Below are 21,049 nucleotides of genomic sequence, written 5' to 3'. Positions count from 1 at the left end.
TTATTTTTGCCACCATCCCATTATTAAGGATAAATCCTACTACAATCAAAATACCAAAAAAAACCGATTTAATCAAGTCGCGCCGTGTAAAAAAATGTTAATTATTTCTCGTTATCTAGAGGCTTTGCTTCCCCAATATTAACACTTTTTACAATATACCAAACAATCTCAAACTCATGGAACCACCAGTCGATCGCATCCGCCTCTCCCAAACAGGCAAAGACCAACTATCAAAACTGAAACGATCGACCAAAATCGATCAGTGGAATATTCTATGCAGGTGGGGATTTTGCCGATCGCTCGCCGAACCCAGCATCCCATCCCCAGTACCAATTCCCAGCGACAGCAACGTCGAATTAAGCTGGGATGTCTTCGGCGGCGACATGGCCGATATCTTGATAATGGCCCTCAAGCAGCGCTGTCACCAAGATAATTTAGGCACAGAAAAAGAAACTCTAGCCAAACAATTTCGCCTGCACTTGCACCGAGGGATTGGTTATTTAGCCGGCGATCCGAATATTAAGAAAATCGAAGACTTGGTGGCGATCGCCCTATCGCCAGAGAAATTAAGAAACTAAACGAACCGCGAAGACGCAAAGGACGCGAAGGAAGAAGGGAAGAGAAGGGATGAGTTCACAATTTACTTCAGTAAAAGTGGGAAAAAATGACCTACTGGCCCTTGACCTTCCCCAATATCCAAAGCATATTTGAGAGCAGTAGTAACATAATCTTTAGCCAATGTCACCGCTGTAAACAAATCTTTCCCTAATGCTAAATTAGCGGCGATCGCAGCACTCAAAGTACAACCAGTCCCGTGAGTATTCCCAGTATCAACATTTTCAGTCTTCAACACATCCAACCGCGTACCGTCAAACCAAACATCAATTCCCCGCAAATCTCCCGCCATCCCGCCGCCCTTCACCAAAACAGCTTTCGCGCCCAAACGGTAAATCTGCTGCGCCGCCACCCGCATATCGTCTAGAGAAAAAATCTCCAAACCGCTCAAAATCTGGGCCTCAAACCGATTCGGAGTCACGACAGCAGCCAAAGGAATCAAAACATCCCGCAAAAATGCGATCGCCCCCTCATCAATCAATCGATCGCCCGATCGTGAAACCATCACCGGATCGACAACCAAATTCCCTATTCCCAAAGCTTCCACCTGTGAAGCCACCGCCGCCATAATTTCCCGATTCAGCAGCATCCCAGTCTTCACAGCATCCACCCCAATATCCCCAACTACCGCCTCAATTTGAGCCCCCACAGCCTCCGCAGACAAAGCATCCACCCGCGTCACCCCCAAAGTATTTTGAGCCGTCACGCAAGTCAAAGCACTCGTACCGTGCACGCAGTGAAACGCAAAAGTCCGCAAATCCGCCTGAATTCCGGCCCCACCGCCACTATCAGATCCAGCCACAGTCAAAGCCACAGGAATTCTCGATTTAACCATCTTTTTCAACCGCAGATAAACACAAACTTTCCCCAGACACATCCCATCATATCTGTGGCACGGGCGTCCCGCCTGTGCTTCCCCGTGGCACGGGCCTCCCGCCTGTGCTTCCCCGTGGCACGGGCGTCCCGCCTGTGCTTCCGAAACGGTTAAAATTCCCAAACAAAATTAGCTATGATTAAACCAATTGTAAAGAATTATTGCAAATAACTGTGAAACTCACCCGAATCGACCTCAACTCTTGGATCTTCCACATCGCAGGCCAAACAATCCTTGTCGATCCCTGGCTGGTCGATCCCCTCGTATTTTACGGTCAACCCTGGCTGTTCACCGCCTACCATAACACGCCCGTCGCCTTCACTCCCAGCACCTTACCGCCGATCGACCTCATCCTAATTTCCCAAGGATTAGACGACCACTGTCACAAACAAACACTCGAACAGCTCGATCGCACAATTCCCGCGATCGCCTCACCCACCGCCGCCAAAGTCCTCAGCAGTTTAGGCTACACTAATATCACATCTTTAGCAAATTGGCAAGAGTTAAATTTTAAAGAAAAGTTACAAATTACTGCCGTACCCGGAGCCGAAATCGGGCCGGGACAACAAGAAAACGGCTATTTGCTCAAAGATTTAAGCAGCGGCGAGACACTTTATTACGAACCGCACCTGCCACCATTAGAAAAAGTCAAACAGAAAATAGACACAGTAGACGTAGCCATCGCCCCAGTCATCGGTCAAATCTTCCCATTCCTCGGACAAGTCATCATCGGCCCTTCGCAAGCCCTCCGCCTCGCCCAAACTCTCAAACCTCGGTTTTTCCTGCCTACAGCGGCGGGAGACATCCGAGCCACAGGCATTTTACCAATGTTAGTGCGATCGGTCGGTAGCATCCCCGAATTTCGCGATTTACTAGCAAAATCCGGCCTCTCCACCCAACTCCTCGAACCCGAACCAGGCCAAACCCTAGAAATTTTAGATTTTCGATTTTAGATTTTCGATTGGAGATTTTCGATTTTCTAGATTGGAGATTGGAGATTGGAGATTGGAGATTGGAGATTCAATCCAAAATCCCAAATCCCAAATCTAAAATCTAAAATCGAAAATCTAAAATCATCTTGGCGGGCGACGGTTACGCAAAAACTCAGGAATATCCAATCCCAAATCCTGCGGCGGTTTCGCTTTCGGATCGGGCGTCTGTTGAGCAGGAGTCGTCGGCACAGTTGCAGCCCGCCAAGGAGCATTAACATTTTGCGTCCGCCCCGGAGCCGGAGGCGACGGAACTTCCCCCGAAAAACCAGTAGCGATCACAGTAATCTTAATTTCGCCCTGAAGCCGCTCGTCAATCACCGCTCCAAAAATAATATTGGCATTCGGATCGACAACCTCGTAAATCGTCTCAGCCGCCGCATTCACCTCGTGCAGCGTCATGTCAGTACCGCCAGTGATGTTAAACACCACACCTCTAGCGCCCTCAATAGAGGAAGCTTCCAGCAGAGGCGAAGAAATAGCCTGCATCGCAGCCTCCCTAGCCCGCGACTTGCCAGAACCCACGCCGATGCCCATCAAAGCCGAACCCGCATCAGCCATTACTGCCCGCACGTCAGCAAAGTCAACATTCACCAAACCGGGAATAGTAATAATGTCAGAAATACCCTGAACCCCTTGGCGCAGGATATCGTCAGCAACTCGAAAAGCCTCTTGTACCGGCATTTGTTCCGAAATCACAGACAGCAGCTTGTCGTTAGGAATTACGATCAGCGTATCCACCCGGGTTTGCAAAGCCGCAATCCCTTCTTCAGCTTGGCTGGTGCGCCGCCGTCCCTCAAACGTAAAAGGCCGCGTCACTATGCCCACAGTCAAGGCGCCCATTTCCTTAGCGACCTCAGCCACGATCGGAGCCGCGCCCGTGCCCGTACCGCCGCCCATGCCGGCGGTGATAAATACCAAATCCGCGTGATTCAAAGCATTAGCAACCTCGTCGCGAGATTCCTCCGCAGCCTTTTGACCGATCGCCGGATTGCCCCCCGCGCCCAAACCGCGCGTCAACTTCTGTCCGACTTGCAAGCGTTTCGGAGCATTTGAGAGAACCAGAGCTTGGGAATCTGTATTCACGCACCAAAACTCGACACCAGAAACCTCGCTGGCAATCATCCGGTTAACGGCGTTGCCCCCACCGCCGCCGACGCCAATTACTTTGATTTTGGCAGCACTGCTGGGCATTATGTCTTTGGGATTGACCATAGGATCGATATCAATACTATCTACATTTACATAACCAGACTTGCGTCTAAAGGGATTGGCGGAATCTGCAGCCACCGGAAAATTTTTTACTTCTTCCGAAGGGGGACTGTCTTGGTCAGACCCCTGTCTATTATTAAGCTTCATTAGAGTCGGGGATAGTAGATTACAGCTTTTTAACTAAACGCCAATTCACAATCAACTATAGGCTAAGTTGCGCGAAAAACTAACACTGGTCGATGCTTAATGTTAGCAATCTCGGATTTGGCCGACCTCGCTAGCCCAGACCTCGCTTGACGCCATCCAGGTACTTGACCGGATTAAGGCAGTTGTAAGCAAGGCAGAAGGAAAAAAAATGGATACTAGCCCCTGACGTGGGGCGCTGTCCAAAAACTGTGCTGATTGCAAGCCCTGCCTATCGATCGACACCTTCTACCTTCTGTTGACAGAGAATCAATTCTGGGCGCGGGTGGGTGCGGGGGTGGAACTCTCCAAACTGGGGGGGAGTTCTGGCAAATGGACGATCGGCGAAGCAGGATTTTTCAAGTCAATGTAGGCTATTTTGCTTGAATCGAGCTGTTTTGGCAATTGTCGCATTCGGTCTAAAACCTTAAGTTGCTCTGCAGTCTTGGAACTGTAGGGCCCTAAGTGTACGGTACCGATCTCTGTTTTCAAGATCAAGTTGTTCGGGTTTTGCCAATTAATCTCAAACACTTTCACCGTCAAGCCGCTGAGTCCTTGGTAAAACTTCGGCCAATAGGCGCGATACTGTTCCAAAGGCCCGATGACTTTTAAAGTCGGCAAAGAACGCTGAGGCTGCGTTCCCGGAATGCTGCCGGGCCCGATCGAACTATTCTGCGATCGTACAGCAGTATAACTATCCGACGGCATCCAACCTCCGCGAGCGTCCAGCCACCCCACTTTTTCCTTCTCACTGTTCGATTTCAACACCGCAGTCGGCTGCGCCACCGCCACCGGCAGGCGTTCTGCCACTTCTATAGTCAAACTCGGGGGAAACAAGTTACGAGTCACATTCGCTTTGGCGATCGGCCCCGTGGACTCCAGCTTTTCGGCCAGCGCCTGCGGTTGAATCCCCCACAGCGACTGCGGGTAAGACAGTGGCACCAAAGACCGCACCGCCTTATCCGACAGCCACTGATTGCCCTCCACCTTCACTTGTTCCGATCGGGCAATTAACCAAGCCGGCTGAGCAATCCACCACAGCAAACCTCCAGCCATTGCGCTCGCTGCCAGCATTTGCCACACAACAGCCGCCAATCGAGCGCGCCTCTGCTGCCGCAACTTTTGGCGCCTGCGCCCTAACTCTGTTTGAGAAACCGCTCCAAAACTAGCCATCTACGTCTTGACAATATAGTAATTAAGGATTAGCACAAATTCAAAACTGTTGAATCTCTCTCTTGAACCCTGTTTTCCCCTACCATTTAACCAGATCCCCGCAAATTTACCCAGACTCCTGCCAATATCAGTAATATCACTGAGTCCGCTAAGTAATAAAAAATTATTAATTAAAAATTGCCAATTCCAGCGCCGGGAAAACCCCTTACCAGATCAAGGTTCTTTGGGTATTTAGGGCATTACCCCACAGGGCAAAAGGTTACAAATCAAACTAAACTCAACTAAAGAAAGTTTAGACTTTCGATTAACTTTTTTAACTTTTATTCGGCTTCCATTGTGATCGCACTCGAATTAGACAGATTCTATAAAGCCTGCAACCCGAGCAAGACCCTTGTTGCCGGAGACCCAGGAGATTATCAATACTACATTGATTTTGGGTCCGTGCGTGGCGGCAAAATCATTGAATCTTTACAGCGAACCATTACCCGCATCTCCCCCAACGAGCCAACCTGTCAGCTATTTACAGGACATATCGGGTGTGGCAAATCTACGGAATTGTTTCGACTAAAAGCTGAGTTAGAGCAAGAGGGTTTTTGCGTCGTCTACTTCGAGTCTTCCCAAGACTTAGACATGGGTGATGTAGACATCAGCGATATTTTGCTGAGCATTGCGCGCCAAGTCAGCGAAACTATGGAATCCGCTAAAATCAAACTCAGACCGAGCTATTTTACCAATCTGTTTGCAGAAGTGGCAGAATTTTTGCAGACTCCCATAGATTTGTCAGCGGAAGCCGAGTTATCTGTAGGCATTGCTAGAGTTACTGCTAAAACTAAAGACTCTCCCAAACTGCGATCGCAACTCAGGCAATATCTCGAGCCCCGCACCAACAGCATCTTGCAGTCGATCAATGAAGAACTCCTCAACAAAGCTAACGCTGAACTTAAGCAGCAAGGCAAAAAAGGGCTCGCAGTCATCGTTGACAACCTCGATCGCCTCGATGCCTCCCTCAAACCCAGCGGACGCACCCAGCCAGAATACTTGTTTTTAGACCGTGGCGAACAGTTGAAAAAACTTAATTGCCATGTTGTCTACACGATTCCCCTGACTTTGATTTTTTCCAACGACTTCGGTCGCCTCGCCAGTCGATTTGGAGTCAAGCCCAAGGTGATGCCGATGGTACCGGTGCAAATGCGATCGGGGGACGACCACATTGAAGGAATGGCACTGCTGCGGCAGCTAGTATTAGCTCGAGCTTTCCCGAAAGTTGCTCCCCATCAACGCATCGATTTGATTTCCCAGGTGTTTGACTCTCCCGAAACCTTAGATCGGCTTTGCCGGATTAGTGGCGGTCACGTTCGCAATCTACTGATGCTTTTGTATAGCTGTTTGCAGCACGAAGACCCTCCCTTCTCTCGCGAATGCCTCGAAAGCGTCATTCAAGAATATCGCGATGACCTTTTGGGAGCCATCAATGACATGGAATGGGAATTGCTGTTTCAAGTCGTCACCCGACAAAGTGTAACTGGCGAAGAAGAGTCTCAAATCTTGTTGCGAAGTATGTTTGTCTTTGAATACCGCGATCAAGAAGGTCGCTGGTTTGGCATCAATCCAGCCCTCGCAGAAACCAGAAAATATAAGGAGTGGCGGCAGGGCATTGAGCCAAAATAGTTGGGATTTTTGAGATTGCTTCCCGACTCTAATAACCCTTACCCATGAGGGAGATAGAAACTATTTAACTTAAAATTCACCGCTCAAAACTCCGCACTCCAACAATCCAATACAAAAATCAGTCAGCGGTTTTCGCCGCTGGCTGATTTCTGTTGAATGCTGGCTATATGCGGTGAATGTTATTGTCGCGTAAAACTTTGCCGCCACCAAGGACGTTCCCCACTCTCAACTCTCATATCTGCAATGCCAGACCCCCTATGTCTGTTTTTACCTGTTGCTGTTAATTTCAAAGAATCCCATCCCGGACGACAATTTTTTTTGCTGGTGTGTTAAATGCCTGCTACAGATATATCGCAGTTGTTTACTAATAGCTACTCGTCGGTATTATCTTAAATTTAGGGGTTGGCTATTTACGATATGCAGTCATTTATATAGAGCGGAATAAGAAAATCTTAGCTGGGCTGAAAATTTGACGGGGAAGTCTAGCATTCTCTGAGATTGAGCGGTATGATATCTTTACATTGGATCTAATAACTATGTAAGTATTAAAAGGAGAAGTACGGAAAACTACGTGTTTCTACAGAGATAAAGCCTCAAACAGAGACGGTTATCTCTAAGTAGATACGCTTTTAGTCACGATTGGTGAGCGTTAGGTAATTGATTTATGCAAAAGAGGTGCACGCATGACCGATCTAATTAAGGTACAAGAAACTGCCAACTACAACGAGCGATCGCTCAAAACTCTGGTCAGATCCATTACAATGTCTCAACAGCAATTCTCGCTGATTTTGGTGCGTTGCAACTACGAGCAGTTGCGGCAGCAAATAGCGGAGCGGCTGCGAGAAGTCTCCCCAGTTCCAATTCAAGATCTCGTCCTGCCAGCTTCAGTCAAAACCCTTTACACTACTCTGCAGGCAAGCACTTTGCAGGAGGGGTACTCGCCTGTGGTTTCTGCCTCGGCTTTGATGGTATTCGGTTTAGAAACAGTAGTAGCGATCGACGAACTGATGGCTTCTACCAATCAAGTGCGAGACGAATTTCGCAAAAATTTTTCCTGCCCAGTGATTTTGTGGGTAACAGATGACATCGTGACCAAAATGATTCGTCTGGCCCCGGATTTCAAAAGTTGGGCCGCCGCCACAATTAAATTTGAAATGGGTGTTGACGAATTAATTAATTTCCTCGCTAGGCGGGCCGATACTATATTTAAAATAGGCGAACTCAATCAAGAAGTCGCCAGCAGCAACGTCAGCACCATTGCTAATTGTGAAACCTGCGAAACCCCGTGCGAAAAACGCGGCCTGGAGCGCGAAATCAGCCCTGGAGAACGCTTTCTAACTTTTAATTCAGGACCCCAAAACCGACGACAATCAGATGTCCACTCGTATTCCCCATTGAGTCCGGGCAATACCTTCGATTTGGCGATCGGCTCTTTGCCACGCCGAGAACTAGAATTAGCTTTAAGAGATTTACAAAATCGCGGTGAAGAATTAGAACCCGCGCTCAAAGCCAGCCTGCAATTCGTTCTCGGTCGAGATTACTATGTCAGCGACCAAACCGAAACTGCCTTAATTCACTACCAAGAAAGTTTAGTATTTTGGCAGCAGAAAACGGGCAACTGGGAACTGGCAAACTTGGAAAATTCCGAAAACCCAGAAACCTTCTCCTCCTTGTCGAATCCTGTCCCCAAAATTTTATTTTTAGAGAGAGAAGGCATAGTGCTGTTTCACATAGCCCTGTGTCACCGCTTGCAAGCAGCCAGAAACCCGGTAGCCAACCGCCAGCACTGGGAACAAGCTTGGATTAGCCTGGAACAATCTAGAAACGCTTTCTCCCTTGCCTCACGCCCGGAATTGGTAGCTGAGGTGACAGCACACCTCGGAGAAGTGCTGCAGCGCCTGAAAGCTTGGGGAGAGTTGCAAGCATTAGCTGAAAATTCTTTGCAGTTGCACTTCACTTACGGTACTCCCAGCCAACTAGCTCAAGATTACGGCTTTTTGGCTGAAGTTGCCCTGCAACAGTCGAGGTGGAGTCAAGCCCGCCAGCTAGCCGAGTTGGCTTTGGCGATTTTGGATCAAACGCCTCATGATTTGAGATTGCTGATTGAAGATTTGAGATTGGGGTTTGAGGGAAATTATCCAGAATTGGTGGGCCCTAACGAGTTAAGTAATGAACCCAAATCTAAAATCCAACATCCTAAATCCGACAGGAGTTCGTATCTTTTACTTTTAGCCCGAAGTTTACGACAGCTAGGGCAGTGGGAAGCGGCGGTTCATTCTTTGGAGTTGGCTCAATCTCAAAGCGAGCCAAAGTACGACCCTCGACTTTACATCGATATTTTGACGGAACTGCAAGCGGTTTATTTCGAGCAGGGAGAGTATCTTAAAGCGTTTCGGATTAAAAAAACCCAGCGTTCGATCGAATATCAATACGGATTTAGAGCTTTTATCGGAGCCAGCCAATTGCAGCAGCAGCGCCAAGCGGTCAATCCTTCAGGTCCCTCAGCTCAAAACCAAGCTGCCATCGCAGCGTCCATGACAGCTTACTCGCGCCAAACAGATATAAATAGCTTGCTAGAAAGAATTAGCAGGGACGACCATAAATTAACTATTATTCATGGGCCCAGCGGAGTCGGGAAAAGTTCTCTAGTCAATGCCGGCTTAGTACCAGCTTTAAAAAATATTACTCCGGGGGCGCGGGATACATTGCCCGTAGTAGTCAAAGTTTACACCGACTGGCTGGTAGAGTTAGAAAATGCTTTGAACAGCGCCCTGTACGACAAACAAGCCGAAGAGGAAAGTAAATTAATATCGAAAGGACTACAGGGAATCCACAAAAAAAGTTGCTCGGTTATTCCTGCTCGCAGCTCGGAAGTCTCTTCTTTTATTATAGATCAGTTGCGCGAAAATGGCACAAATAATTTGTTAACTGTGTTGATTTTCGATCAATTTGAAGAGTTTTTCTTTGTTTCGACTTCAGTGGAACAAAGACAACTTTTTTATAATTTTTTGGGTTTGTTTTTGAATTTGCCTTATGTCAAGATAATTCTCTGCTTGCGGGAAGATTATTTGCACTACTTACTAGATTGCGATCGCTTCCCAAATCTTGACGCTATTAACAATAATATTCTCGACAAAAGTATCCGCTACCAACTGCGGAGTTTTTCTATCAAAGACGCGCGGGCTGTCATCGGACACTTAACAGAACGGGCGGAATTTTATTTAGAGCCGGCACTGATCGATGCCTTCGTAGAAGATTTAGCAGACGAACTGCAAGAAGTGCGACCGATCGAATTGCAGGTAGTAGGAGCGCAACTGCAAGAAGAAGGTATTACCAGTCTAGCCCAATACCAGCAATTGGGGGACAATCCCAAAGCGGAATTAGTGAAACGATCGCTCGAAAGAGTCATCTCTGACTGTGGCCTGGTTAACGAAGACGCAGCTTGGAAAATCTTGTTTTCCCTGACAGATGAAAGAGGCGTTCGCCTGATAAAAACCAAACACGAACTCTCGTTAGTTACAGGTCCGCAGCCAGCAGATGCCCGCGAAACCGAATTATCGGCGATCAGCAGAAACAGAATTTCCCTACAGCGACAGTTCGCAAAAGACCCTGAAAGCCGACAAAAGAAAACCGACAACCTCGACTTAATTTTAGACATTTTAGTTGGTCACGGTTTGCTATTTCTGCTACGGGAAGCGCCCGAAGACCGCTATCAATTGGTACACGACTATTTAGTGCGACCTATCCGCCAAAGATTCGGCTTAGAAGCCAGACTGCACAAAGCAGAAGCAGACAAAAAAATGAGTCAAGCACAGCTCTACCAAGCCAATACTTTTCTCAAACAACTCCTGGGATTAGCAGTGATCGGCGTCATGCTGTTAACCAGTTCCACCATCGCCGCCGTCAACTTTTGGTGGCGGGCTGTAGGTCAAAAACAGCTAGCTGTCGCTCAAACTCAGCGAGCCGAAATCAGTACCCTGACAGCAGCTTCGGAAGCACTTTATTTCTCAAACAACAAATTTGACGCCATGATGGAAAGTTTGAGAGCTGGTAAAAAGTGGAAACAGATCGAAAACTCCCAACAAATGTATACTCTCAAAGACACCGAAATTCTGATTTCTGCTGCCCTCCAGCAGGCAGTTTATGGAGTCAAAGAACGCAACCGCTTGGAAGGACACGGCGATGTAGTTTGGGGTCTTAGCTTCAGTCCAGATGGCGAAACAATAGCTTCTTCCAGTGTAGATAAAACCGTCAAACTTTGGCGACGCGACGGCAGTTTATTGGCCACTTTAAAGGACCACACTAACAGCGTCTCCTGTGTCACGTTCAGTCCCGACAACAAAACCATAGCCTCGGCAAGTTTAGATAAAACTGTCAAAATTTGGCAAACAGACGGCAGTTTGCTGGCAACTTTCAACGGGCATACTAATAGCGTTACCAGCGTTGCTTTTAGCCCTGACGGTCAAACGATCGCCAGTGGCTCTACAGATAAAACTATCAAACTTTGGAAAACCGACGGCACGCTGCTGAGAACGATCGAACAATTTGCTCCCGTAAATTGGTTAAGCTTCAGCCGCGACGGCAAAATAATTGCTGTGGCGAGCCATGACGGTACTGTGAAACTGTGGAGTTCTGACGGCAGGTTAATCGCTAATTTGTGGCACAGCGAAAACAGACAACCCTCGAAAATTTACACCGTCAGTTTCTCCCCCGATGGTGAAACGATCGCCAGTGCGGGTGAAGATAAAACGGTGAAAATCTGGAGCATCGCTGCACTCAAACACCCACCAACAGAAAATTCAAGACAAGCAAAAAAAGGTGAACTGCTAACAACTTTACGGGGACACAGCAAGTGGGTATTTGGTGTCAGTTTCTCCCCCGACGGTCAAACACTTGCTTCTGGAAGTGCAGACGGGACTGTCAAACTCTGGAGTCTTGCTGGTGTTGGCGACAAGCGCCCAACCGATGCTAGCAACATTAAACCAGAGAGTCGCTTACTGAGAACTTTTGAGGGACACGCTGATCGAGTTACTCAGGTGAGTTTTAGCCCGGAAGGCAAAACCTTGGCTTCGGCAAGTTTTGACAAAACTGTCAGGCTGTGGCGACTCGATGACGTGCCGCTCAAAACTCTCGACGGACACCAAAACCGGGTGCAAGGCGTTACTTTTAGCCCCGACGGCCAAAGGCTGGCCTCTGCTTCTACGGACAAAACTATCAAACTCTGGAGCCGCACGGGAGTTTTGCTAGAAACCTTGGAAGGACACACTCAGAGAGTCGCCAGCGTCAGTTTCAGCCCCGACGGCCAGCTACTTGCTTCTGGGAGTTACGACAAAACGGTGAAAGTCTGGAGTTTGACAGAAGATGGCATGAATAATATTCTCCCTTGTCCTTCGGCTCCGCTATTCCCGTGTTCGCCTTCTGTGCTGTTCACTCTCGACGGCCACGCCGACAGCGTGATGAGCGTGAGTTTTAGCCCCAACAGCGAGATTCTGGCTTCCGGGAGCAAGGATAAGACTGTGAAACTCTGGACTAGAAACGGCAGGCTGATTAAGACTTTGACGGGACACACAGGCTGGGTGACTGGGGTGACTTTCAGTCCCGACGGCTCGATGCTGGCTTCTGCAAGCGATGACGGTACTCTCAAACTCTGGAATCGGGATGGTCGTTTGCTAAGAACTTTTGAAGGAGCTCACAACAGTTTTGTGTTGGGGGTTGCTTTTAGCCCTGATGGCAAAATGCTGGCTTCGGCTGGTTACGACAATTCCGTGAAGCTGTGGAAGGTAGACGGGACTTTGGTGGCGACGCTGCTGAAGGGTTCTAGCGACAGCGTGACTAGCGTGGGTTTTAGCCCGGATGGTTTGTTGGTTGCTTCGGGCAGTTATGACCATAAGGTGAAGTTGTGGAGTCGCAGCGGGACTTTGCTGAAAACTTTGACGGGTCACAAGGATAGCGTGATGAGTGTGAGTTTTAGCCCGGATGGGAAGGTTCTGGCTTCTGCGGGCCGGGATAATCGGGTGATTTTGTGGAATTTGGATCTTGACGATTTGCTGGTGAGGGGCTGTGACTGGGTGGGAGATTATCTGAGAACTAATCCTAATGTGAGCCATCGCGATCGGCGTCTCTGTGAGGGGGTTGGGGCAAAATCTCAATTTTAAGGTAATGGGTAATTTCTTGAGTGTCCCTCCTAGAAATCCCCTTGACTCTATGCAGCGGTTTTAAGCGCCGCATAAAGTCAAACTAAGTCTTAACTGAGAGGGACTCAAGAATCAAGCGGCTAAAAAGCCCGGGTGTGGTATCAAAACTCAAAACTCAAAACTATTTTCCTCTTCCCCTTGGTCTCGGCTTCCTGTAAAGTAAATAATTGTAAAGAAATATGAGTTTTCTCTTATCCTCTGGTTAAGACCGCCAGCTAGCATTCACAATTAAGAACCGGATTATAAGTTCCTATGTCACAGCTTTTCCCGCGAAAATTTCTAGCCTCTGTTGCCGCATTTTTTCTGGCTTTGTCCGTGTGGGCGATCGCACCAGTAGCCCACGCTTTCAATAATCCAGATTTATTGCCGTCAACTCAGACGCCGATCATTGATTTAGCTAAAGCCCTTACGGATATTGAAGAAGAAAGTTTGGCAAAAAATTTAAACGCCTTTGAAACCGAAACCGGCTGGAAATTGCGAGTGCTGACTCAGTACGATCGCACGCCCGGTTTGGCTGTCAAAAGTTATTGGGGGCTAGATGACAAGAGTGTGTTGCTAGTTGCTGACCCCCGAGGGGGCAATTTGCTCAATTTTAATGTGGGCGACTCGCTGTATCCACTGCTGCCGCGCACTTTTTGGGTGGAACTGCAAACCCGCTACGGTAATCAATTTTTTGTGCGGGACAATGGCGAAGATCGAGCGATTATTGAATCTTTGGAGTCTATAGAAGGCTGTTTGCGTCAGGGCGGATGCCGCGTGGTTCCCGGTTTGCCGAGGGAACAGTGGGTTCTGACGTTAATTACGTCGGTGGTTGGCGGCGTCATCTGCGGGTTTGCGGCTCAGCCTCGGAAGCCGGGACAGGTTGTGGCTTGGCAGTGGGCGCTGATTTTTTCGCCGCTGTGGGGCATTCTGTTTTTTGCTTTCGGACTTGGGCCGGTGGTGACTCGGACTTCTGACTGGTTGCCTGTGGTTCGGAATGTGGCGGGTTTTGCGATCGGAGCTTTGGTGGCATTCCTGACTCCGGTGCTGGGCAAATCTTCTCCGTCGTCGGAAACTTAGTTGTCAGTTGGCAGTTGTCAGTTGGCAGTTGCCAGTCAACAGTAAGCAGTCATCAGTTATCAGTCAACAGTCAACAGTCAACAGTCAACAAATGACTAAAAGCTGGTAAGCTGATACCTGACAACTCACAGGCGACAGCTATCCAACAAATGGAATGGCACGTAAGCGATGCCCAGAGTCTGGGATTAATCGATAACGAAATTGGCGACCACGGTTTTTCAGCGGCGGAGTACGAAATAGTCCGCCGCGTGATTTATGCGACTGCTGATTTTGAGTACAAGTCTTTAATTAGTTTTTCCGATCAGGCTTTGCAGGCTGGGGCGGCAGCTTTGGCTGCTCGGACTACGATCGTGGTAGATGTGCCGATGGTGCAGGTGGGCATTACGCCCCTAATTCAAAATACCTTTGCGAATCCGGTTTACTGTTCGATGGAGGCTTTGACGCGCCCCCAAAAGGAAAGGACGCGGGCGGCTTGGGGGATTGAAACTTTGGCAAAACGCTATCCTGAGGGGATTTTTGTGGTGGGCCAGGCTCAAACTGCTTTGTCGGCGATCGTAGATTTGATTGAATCTGAGGAAATTCGGCCGGCTTTGGTGATTGGGACGCCTTCTGGGTTTGTAGGGGTGGACGTGGCTAAGTCCCGGCTGCACGATTCGATGATTCCTCACATTCGGATTGAGGGCCGCAAGGGCTCTGCGGTGGTAGCTGTGGCTATTGTTAACGGGCTGGTGGATTTGGCTTGGCAAGCTTACGGCCAAGAGGGGAACAGTTGATCGATAAGTTAATTGTCATGAGTCCTGGGATTTTAGATTTTAGATCCCGCTTTCGGCACCCTCTACTTTCACAATAGGTTTTTTCCGAATTTTGTGAACAAATTAAGTTACTTTTTATAACGCGGGATTCTGTGAACCATCATAGATCGTCCTGGACGCATGAGAGTCCAGAAACCGGGTTTGATGGGCGAAAATACACAGGTTGCAGCCACAGATTCGGTAAAAAACCTGCTGATTGAGCGAAGTCTAAACCCGGTTTTTTTGTGGGAGTTCGTAAGTCTTGATAGAGTAGAATTCTCTAGCAAATTAAGGAAATGAGTCGATTGCAAATTCGCGAAGATGACCTCAGAGGTAGAAAGATCGCTGACTTTCTGTGCGAACATCTCGAAAATATGAATGAGATTACACCACCTGGAAGCATTCATGCTCTTGATTTAGAAGCATTGCGATCGCCCGATATTACTTTCTGGACGGCTTGGGAGGGTGATGAATTACTCGGATGCGGAGCACTGAAAGAACTAGATTCAAGAAGTGGTGAAGTCAAATCAATGCGTACCGCCAAGACTCACCGCCGTAAAGGTATCGCCTCGAAGATTCTTGAACACATCATCAAAGAAGCCGAACGGCGTGCTTACGATTGCCTGAATTTGGAAACAGGGGCTTTGCCTGAGTTCGCCCCCGCACGAGCCTTGTATATACGGTATGGGTTCAAGTACCGAGGCCCCTTCGCGGAATACATTGATGACCCGAATAGCGTGTTTATGACGAAAAAGCTCTAGGAGGGATTTCTCTAAATTGGTATATTTCTTGAAAATCTCGCAATGACGCTTAACTATTATTAGACATCTCCAGAAATTAAGTTTTTGCCCGGGTTTAACTTGCCATCGCTCTTACAAGTGGCGCTTATTTATTAATAATCAGCGGGCGATCGCCTTTTTACATCTCTGCTTTGATTAGTGCGATCGCGGTCTTTTTTTCTGCCTTTTTTAATTTGCTGGCTCATTTCTACAAACAAATCCCTACGCAGATAAGGATAGTCGCTCACCCACACGTCACGGCTGGGAATATAAATATCTGAAACTTTGGCAATTCTGCCTAAATCTTCTTGATTTGACATAATTAACATTAAAGCAGCTTGGCCGGGGGCAATTCCTTGGTGATCTTTCCGCAATGGAGCTCGAAGTGTAGTAGTAAATCCGGTTTTGTCGCCAACTTCCAAGTTGATGCGCGGTTCTAGGTTGTCAACTATTACGAGTTGTCCTTTTTGATTGACTGTTTCTTCTTGACTGGTGATTTCATCTGTAATATATATATCCAAAACTCGTCCTTGCCAAAAACCGCAGTATTTATATTTGCGGCATTCTGCATTCCGCAAACTCGCCCACAAAATAGGCCCCCACAGCCAGTACAAACCAGCTATCAATCCGGTGATTAAAACTAGCGGCCCGACATCGGAACCGGCGAAGTTGTAAACTACCAGGAGGAAAACTACGCTGACTGCAGAGATTAACATTCGCCTCAAAAAATCGGGCGGTTTTCCCCAGATATATTTGTATTGCGCTCCTGTGGCGACGGCGGGAATTAGTTCTTGAAATGTTTCACGGGTTAAGGGAATTAGCATAGGAAGTTCGGCAACGAGCAATGTACGGGATGCAACGGCTGTCTGTTCGGAAGCGGATTAGATTAAGGGATTTAACAGATTTAACGGATTGATGTTGAAGTCAAAAATCATAAGTTAGAAGTCAAAAGTTAGAAGTTAGATTAATTCCACCTTACTAATGACTAATGACTAATGATTAATGACTACAAGATTTTTTCCAGGCCGTAAACGAGCGATTGCAATTCAAGGACTTTGCGTATAGACAGCAAGACTCCTGGCATATAACAAGCGCGATCGCTCGTATCGTGTCGTAAAGTATAGACTTGACCGGCGCCGCCAAAAATTACCTCTTGGTGGGCAATTAAACCGGGTAAACGGATGCTGTGAATGCGAATCCCTTCATCCGCCACTGAACCTCGCGCTCCGGCTAATTTTTCGGTTTCCTCAACTTCTGGCGGATTGAAAGTTTTTCCCATTTCTGCTAGCATTTGGGCAGTTTGAATTGCCGTACCGCTGGGGGCGTCGGCTTTTTGATTGTGGTGCAGCTCGATAATCTCTACGTGTTCAAAATACTGAGATGCCGTGACGGCGGCTTGTTGGAGCAAAACCATGCCGATCGAGAAATTGGGTACGATCAAACACCCAGTGCTAGCTTTATCAGCGAATTCAGCTAAGTTTTCAATTTGCTTGCTGCTCAATCCGGTAGTGCCGACTACTGGGCGAACTCCGTAAGCTATGGCCGATCGCACGTTTTCATAAACAGACGAAGGGTGCGTAAAATCTACCATCACCCCTAACTGCTTTTCCTGAGCTGCTAATACCAGCATTCCTTGCAAGTCGTCTGTGATGGGAACTTCTAACGGGCCGCATCCGGCTAATTCGCCGGCATCGGCGTTGAGGCACTCAGGAGAGCGGTCTACAGCCCCAAATAAGGTCATGTCACTAGCATGGGCGATCGCCTTAATTACTTCGCGGCCCATTTTGCCTGCAGCACCGTTAACAATCACCGGAATCGGAAGTTGATTCGCCATCATCTCAAAAATATCCTGAAAGTTTGATCGACTAAATTTTAACGCTTGTACGAATTTGGGGAAACAAGGAATGAAAGACAGGAGTTGTCGGCAAATCTTCAAAAACCCGGTTCCCATTCGAGAAATACTTTGCCAAATCGAGTAATTAGCTTAAAGAAACTCGGTTGTGGCACAAGTTCTGAAAAAATTACATTCAATCTCATATTAAGCTCAATTCTGTAAGAACAGACTTGTGCAAAGCTAATTTGCACCGACATATTTTTTCTGTGACTGCCAAATTCTCTCGAAATCTTCGATATGTCATGTCTGTCGCAACTGGTCTCAACCTGAGTTATCAAAACCGACGCGTCAGGATTTTGCCTGCAATGCTTGCGGGCGCGACTGTAACTCTGCTGAGTATGGGAGTTCGGCAGTTGGGAGGCCTGCAAAGCTTGGAATTGGGGAGTTTTGACTCGTTAGTGCGCTTGCAGCCAGATTCCGGCCCCGATCCGCGACTGCTGGTAGTGGGAATTTCTGAGGCCGATATTCAAGCTTTGGGGAGATTTCCGATTTCCGACGGCGCGATCGCTCAAACCTTGGCAAAACTGCAAAAGTATCAGCCAAAAGTCATCGGTTTGGATTTGTACCGGGATTTGCCTCAAGCGCCGGGACACGAAGAATTGCTGGCCGCGCTGAAAGCACCGAATGTGGTGGCGATCTATAAATTGAACGATTCAGAAAGTCCGGGAGTGCCTGCGCCCCCGGGGATACCGCCCGCTCGGCTCGGTTTTAACGACTTCGTGCTCGATCCTGATGGCGTTGTGCGCCGCAATTTGCTTTCCGTCTCCCAAGCACAGAAGAATACTGCTTTCTCTTTTTCTGTGCAAGTGGCTTTGTTGTATCTCAAAGACAGAGTGCAGCCGGAAAATAGCCCTGTTCATCCCCACCAAATCAACTGGGGAAAGGCAGAATTTCTGCCTTTAACTGCTAACAGCGGGGGCTATGCAAATCTCGACGCCAAAGGCTACCAAATTCTGCTCAAATACCGGTCTGGGAAGGAGGTGGCGCGACAAGTCAGTATCCGGCAGGTATTGAAGGGAGAAATTGACCCAAGCTGGGTTAAGGACAAGATTGTGTTGATCGGGACGACGGCACCGAGTAGCAGAGACGTGTTTCTGACGCCCTACAGCCCGGTTAAAAAGCAAAGTCCGAAAATGCCGGGGGTGCTGCTGCACGCGCAAATGCTCAGCCAAATATTGAGCGCGGTTTTGGATGGGCGAGCGCTCTTTTGGGTGTGGCCGGAATGGGCGGAAATTTTGTGGAACGGTGCTTGGGCGATGGTTGGCGGGGTTTTGGCTTGGCGGATTCACCATCCTGCGAGGGCGGGATTGGCTGGGGGTGCGGGATTGATCGGACTGTTGGGGATTAGTTATGGGATTTTTACTGGGGGTGGGTGGGTACCGTTAGTGTCGCCGACTTTGGGTTTGGTGGTGACTGGTGTGGGTGTCAGCGCTTACAGGAAGCTTTACGATGCTTTTCACGATTCTCTGACGGGTTTGCCCAACCGGGATTTGTTCGTGGATTGCCTGGGGCGGGCGATCGCCAATACTAGGGGCCGCCGCAGCTATCTGTTTGCGGTGCTGTTTCTGGATTTAGACAGGTTTAAGGTGATTAATGATTCTTTGGGTCATTTGGTGGGGGATGAACTGCTGATGGCGGTGGTGCTGCGGTTGAGGGCGATTATTGGCCCCGGGGATACTGTGGCGCGGGTGGGGGGCGACGATTTTGCGATTTTGGTGAGGAATATTGATGTTGACAGTGCTGTGGATTTGGCCGCTCGAATTCACCAAGCTTTAATTGTGCCTTTTGAGTTGAAGGGGCAGGAGGTGTTTGTCACTGCGAGCATCGGAATTGCGCTGGGGGGCGAACCCGCTGCTACTGTCAGGGAACAGCCCGAACACTTGCTACGGGATGCCCACACGGCGATGTACCGGGCGAAGGCTTTGGGAACGGGAAGGTATCAGGTGTTTAATGCTTCGATGCACGCTTTGGCGGTGGAGAGGTTGCAGTTGGAAACTGATTTGCGGATGGCCCTCAAGCGTCAGGAGTTTTTGCTGCACTACCAGCCGTTTGTATCTTTGGCAAGCGGGAGGATTATTGGGTTTGAGGCTTTGGTGCGTTGGCAACACCCGCTGCGGGGTTTGATTCCGCCCATGAAGTTTATTCCGGTGGCTGAGGAAACGGGGGCAATTGTGCCGCTGGGTGAGTGGGTGTTGGAGGAGGCTTGCCGGCAGTTGGGGCTTTGGGAGGGAATGTTTGATTTCGATCAACCTTTGATTATGAGTGTAAATTTGTCGGGAAAGCAGTTTGCCCAGCCGGATTTGGTCGATCGTATTCAGGTGATTTTGGAAACAACTGGTTTGAGTCCGGAGAGTTTGAAGTTGGAGATTACTGAGAGTGTGGTGATGGATGATGTGGAGTCGGCGATCGCGGTTTTGAAGCAGATGAAAGCGTTAAATGTCAAGTTGGGAATTGATGATTTTGGCACGGGTTATTCGTCGTTGAGTTATTTGAGTCGGTTTCCTACGGATACTTTGAAGGTTGATAAGTCGTTTGTGGGGCGGATGGAGCTCGAAAGCGAGGGGGAGAATGTGGCGATCGTGCGGACGATTGTGGCGCTGGCTCACGCTTTGGGCATGGATGTGATTGCTGAGGGTGTGGAGACGGCGGCACAATTAGCTAAGTTGAGGTCGATCGGCTGCGAATACGGTCAGGGTTATTTTTTTGCTAAGCCGTTACCGAGCGAGGCTGCGACTGCTTTGATGGCTTCTGAGCCGCAGTGGTAGTGATGAGTTATTGGTCATTCTTCTTCGTGGTTATATACAATAATCTTCATATCGTCGTTTAGAAAAGCTTTATGCCAGAAGTTGCACGATTTTACGGAATAATCATCAAAATTTTCTTTGGGGATCACCCACCTCCTCATTTTCACGCAGTTTACGGTGAGTACAATGCTTTGATCGGCATTGAATCTTTAGAGATTATTGAAGGAGATTTACCGAATCGGGCCCAAAAGCTGGTTATAGAATGGGCTACGTTGTACCAGAAAGAACTGCTGGATATGTGGAATAGCCAAGAATTTAGTAAACTTCCGCCCTTAAAATAACTGTGATTTTTTTTATGAAACCTGAGCGCATTGTTTCTGCTAAAGCTATTGACGATCGCACCTTGATGGTCAAATTTACAAATCTTGAAATCAAGAAATACGACATCTCTAAGTTATTAGACAATCCGATGTTTGCGACGTTACGCAATCCTGGATTTTTCAGAAATTTTAAAATTGAACCTGGTGGTTATGCACTGGTTTGGAATGAAGATATCGATATCAGTGAATATGAACTTTGGCAGAATGGAATTAGTTGCACGGATGAGGAAATTGAGCGATACATTGAATCTCTTCATCATTCGTTAGGAGGTAAGCACGATCGTGCCAGAATTATTTGATGTAGTCGAATTGTTAGTAACATTCCCTGAATCTAATTTGCACCTAGGTGTTAGAGGGGCAATTGTAGATTGTTATGATGGGTGCATCTCACTTTTGCAAATATATGAAAAAAGCGCGAAAATGAAAAAGCTAGTAAAACTGTGAAAAAAGATGAGGGAAAAAAATGACACCCGAAGACCAAAAGCGCCTAAAAG

Annotated in this window: 16 protein-coding genes; 11 read left to right on the top strand and 5 right to left on the bottom strand. The window is 48.1% G+C overall.

What is annotated here, in order from left to right; translation table 11 throughout:
• The first annotated feature begins 176 nt into the window (after positions 1-176).
• Positions 177-578 carry a DNA sulfur modification protein DndE gene (gene dndE, locus QUA47_RS20010; RefSeq protein WP_015179042.1) on the top strand — a complete coding sequence of 134 codons (402 nt, stop codon included), beginning with the start codon at positions 177-179 and terminating at the stop codon, positions 576-578.
• Positions 579-640: 62 nt separating this feature from the next.
• On the opposite strand, the gene thiD is transcribed toward dndE, so the two are convergent.
• Positions 641-1,450, bottom strand: a complete 810-nt coding sequence (gene thiD, locus QUA47_RS20005; RefSeq protein WP_333432062.1) for a bifunctional hydroxymethylpyrimidine kinase/phosphomethylpyrimidine kinase — start codon at positions 1,448-1,450, stop codon at positions 641-643.
• A gap of 212 nt (positions 1,451-1,662) precedes the next feature.
• Here thiD and QUA47_RS20000 point away from each other — a divergent pair, with 212 nt between their 5' ends.
• Positions 1,663-2,442, top strand: coding sequence for an MBL fold metallo-hydrolase (locus QUA47_RS20000; RefSeq protein WP_333432039.1), 780 nt, complete (start codon positions 1,663-1,665; stop codon positions 2,440-2,442).
• A gap of 120 nt (positions 2,443-2,562) precedes the next feature.
• Here QUA47_RS20000 and ftsZ read toward each other — a convergent pair whose 3' ends face one another.
• Together ftsZ and QUA47_RS19990 are read right to left on the bottom strand one after the other, a co-directional pair.
• Positions 2,563-3,837, bottom strand: a complete 1,275-nt coding sequence (gene ftsZ / locus QUA47_RS19995) for a cell division protein FtsZ (protein WP_333027130.1) — start codon at positions 3,835-3,837, stop codon at positions 2,563-2,565.
• Between the two features lie 306 nt (positions 3,838-4,143).
• Positions 4,144-5,046: an FtsQ-type POTRA domain-containing protein gene (locus QUA47_RS19990; RefSeq protein WP_333432038.1), complete on the bottom strand. Its 903-nt coding sequence runs from the start codon at positions 5,044-5,046 to the stop codon at positions 4,144-4,146.
• Positions 5,047-5,382: 336 nt separating this feature from the next.
• On the opposite strand from QUA47_RS19990, the gene QUA47_RS19985 reads away from it, so the two are divergent.
• From QUA47_RS19985 to QUA47_RS19965, 5 genes are all read left to right on the top strand, one after another.
• Complete coding sequence (locus QUA47_RS19985; RefSeq protein ID WP_333432037.1) at positions 5,383-6,714, top strand: P-loop NTPase fold protein; 1,332 nt, start codon at positions 5,383-5,385, stop codon at positions 6,712-6,714.
• A gap of 683 nt (positions 6,715-7,397) precedes the next feature.
• Complete coding sequence (locus QUA47_RS19980; RefSeq protein WP_333432036.1) at positions 7,398-12,869, top strand: WD40 domain-containing protein; 5,472 nt, start codon at positions 7,398-7,400, stop codon at positions 12,867-12,869.
• Positions 12,870-13,160: 291 nt separating this feature from the next.
• Positions 13,161-13,967, top strand: coding sequence for a TPM domain-containing protein (locus QUA47_RS19975; RefSeq protein WP_333432035.1), 807 nt, complete (start codon positions 13,161-13,163; stop codon positions 13,965-13,967).
• Positions 13,968-14,116: 149 nt separating this feature from the next.
• Positions 14,117-14,740, top strand: a complete 624-nt coding sequence (locus tag QUA47_RS19970) for a precorrin-8X methylmutase (RefSeq protein ID WP_190660590.1) — start codon at positions 14,117-14,119, stop codon at positions 14,738-14,740.
• A gap of 314 nt (positions 14,741-15,054) precedes the next feature.
• Positions 15,055-15,519: a GNAT family N-acetyltransferase gene (locus QUA47_RS19965; protein WP_333432034.1), complete on the top strand. Its 465-nt coding sequence runs from the start codon at positions 15,055-15,057 to the stop codon at positions 15,517-15,519.
• Between the two features lie 131 nt (positions 15,520-15,650).
• On the opposite strand, the gene QUA47_RS19960 is transcribed toward QUA47_RS19965, so the two are convergent.
• Positions 15,651-16,361 (bottom strand): phosphate ABC transporter permease, encoded by a 711-nt coding sequence (locus QUA47_RS19960; protein ID WP_333432033.1) that lies wholly within the window; start codon positions 16,359-16,361, stop codon positions 15,651-15,653.
• 182 nt (positions 16,362-16,543) lie between these two features.
• Positions 16,544-17,371 (bottom strand): 4-hydroxy-tetrahydrodipicolinate reductase, encoded by an 828-nt coding sequence (gene dapB, locus QUA47_RS19955; protein ID WP_333432061.1) that lies wholly within the window; start codon positions 17,369-17,371, stop codon positions 16,544-16,546.
• Between the two features lie 302 nt (positions 17,372-17,673).
• Here dapB and QUA47_RS19950 point away from each other — a divergent pair, with 302 nt between their 5' ends.
• The 4 genes from QUA47_RS19950 to QUA47_RS31050 all read left to right on the top strand — a co-directional run bounded on the left by QUA47_RS19950 (position 17,674) and on the right by QUA47_RS31050 (position 20,999).
• The gene (locus tag QUA47_RS19950) at positions 17,674-20,196 is read left to right on the top strand and encodes an EAL domain-containing protein (protein WP_333432032.1); all 2,523 of its coding nucleotides are present in this window, start codon (positions 17,674-17,676) and stop codon (positions 20,194-20,196) included.
• A 71-nt stretch (positions 20,197-20,267) separates the two neighbouring features.
• The gene (locus tag QUA47_RS19945) at positions 20,268-20,516 is read left to right on the top strand and encodes a DUF4160 domain-containing protein (RefSeq protein WP_106332426.1); all 249 of its coding nucleotides are present in this window, start codon (positions 20,268-20,270) and stop codon (positions 20,514-20,516) included.
• Positions 20,517-20,530: 14 nt separating this feature from the next.
• Complete coding sequence (locus QUA47_RS19940; protein ID WP_333432031.1) at positions 20,531-20,854, top strand: DUF2442 domain-containing protein; 324 nt, start codon at positions 20,531-20,533, stop codon at positions 20,852-20,854.
• Positions 20,838-20,999: a DUF4926 domain-containing protein gene (locus QUA47_RS31050; RefSeq protein ID WP_445302528.1), complete on the top strand. Its 162-nt coding sequence runs from the start codon at positions 20,838-20,840 to the stop codon at positions 20,997-20,999. The genes QUA47_RS19940 and QUA47_RS31050 overlap by 17 nt, the downstream gene beginning before the upstream one ends.
• Positions 21,000-21,049: the final 50 nt, after the last annotated feature.

Origin of the sequence: Microcoleus sp. MON2_D5, from assembly GCF_036701905.1 — a bacterium.
In the GTDB taxonomy this organism is placed as follows: Bacteria; Cyanobacteriota; Cyanobacteriia; order Cyanobacteriales; family Microcoleaceae; genus Microcoleus.
This window is presented reverse-complemented; position numbering and strand designations above follow the sequence as displayed.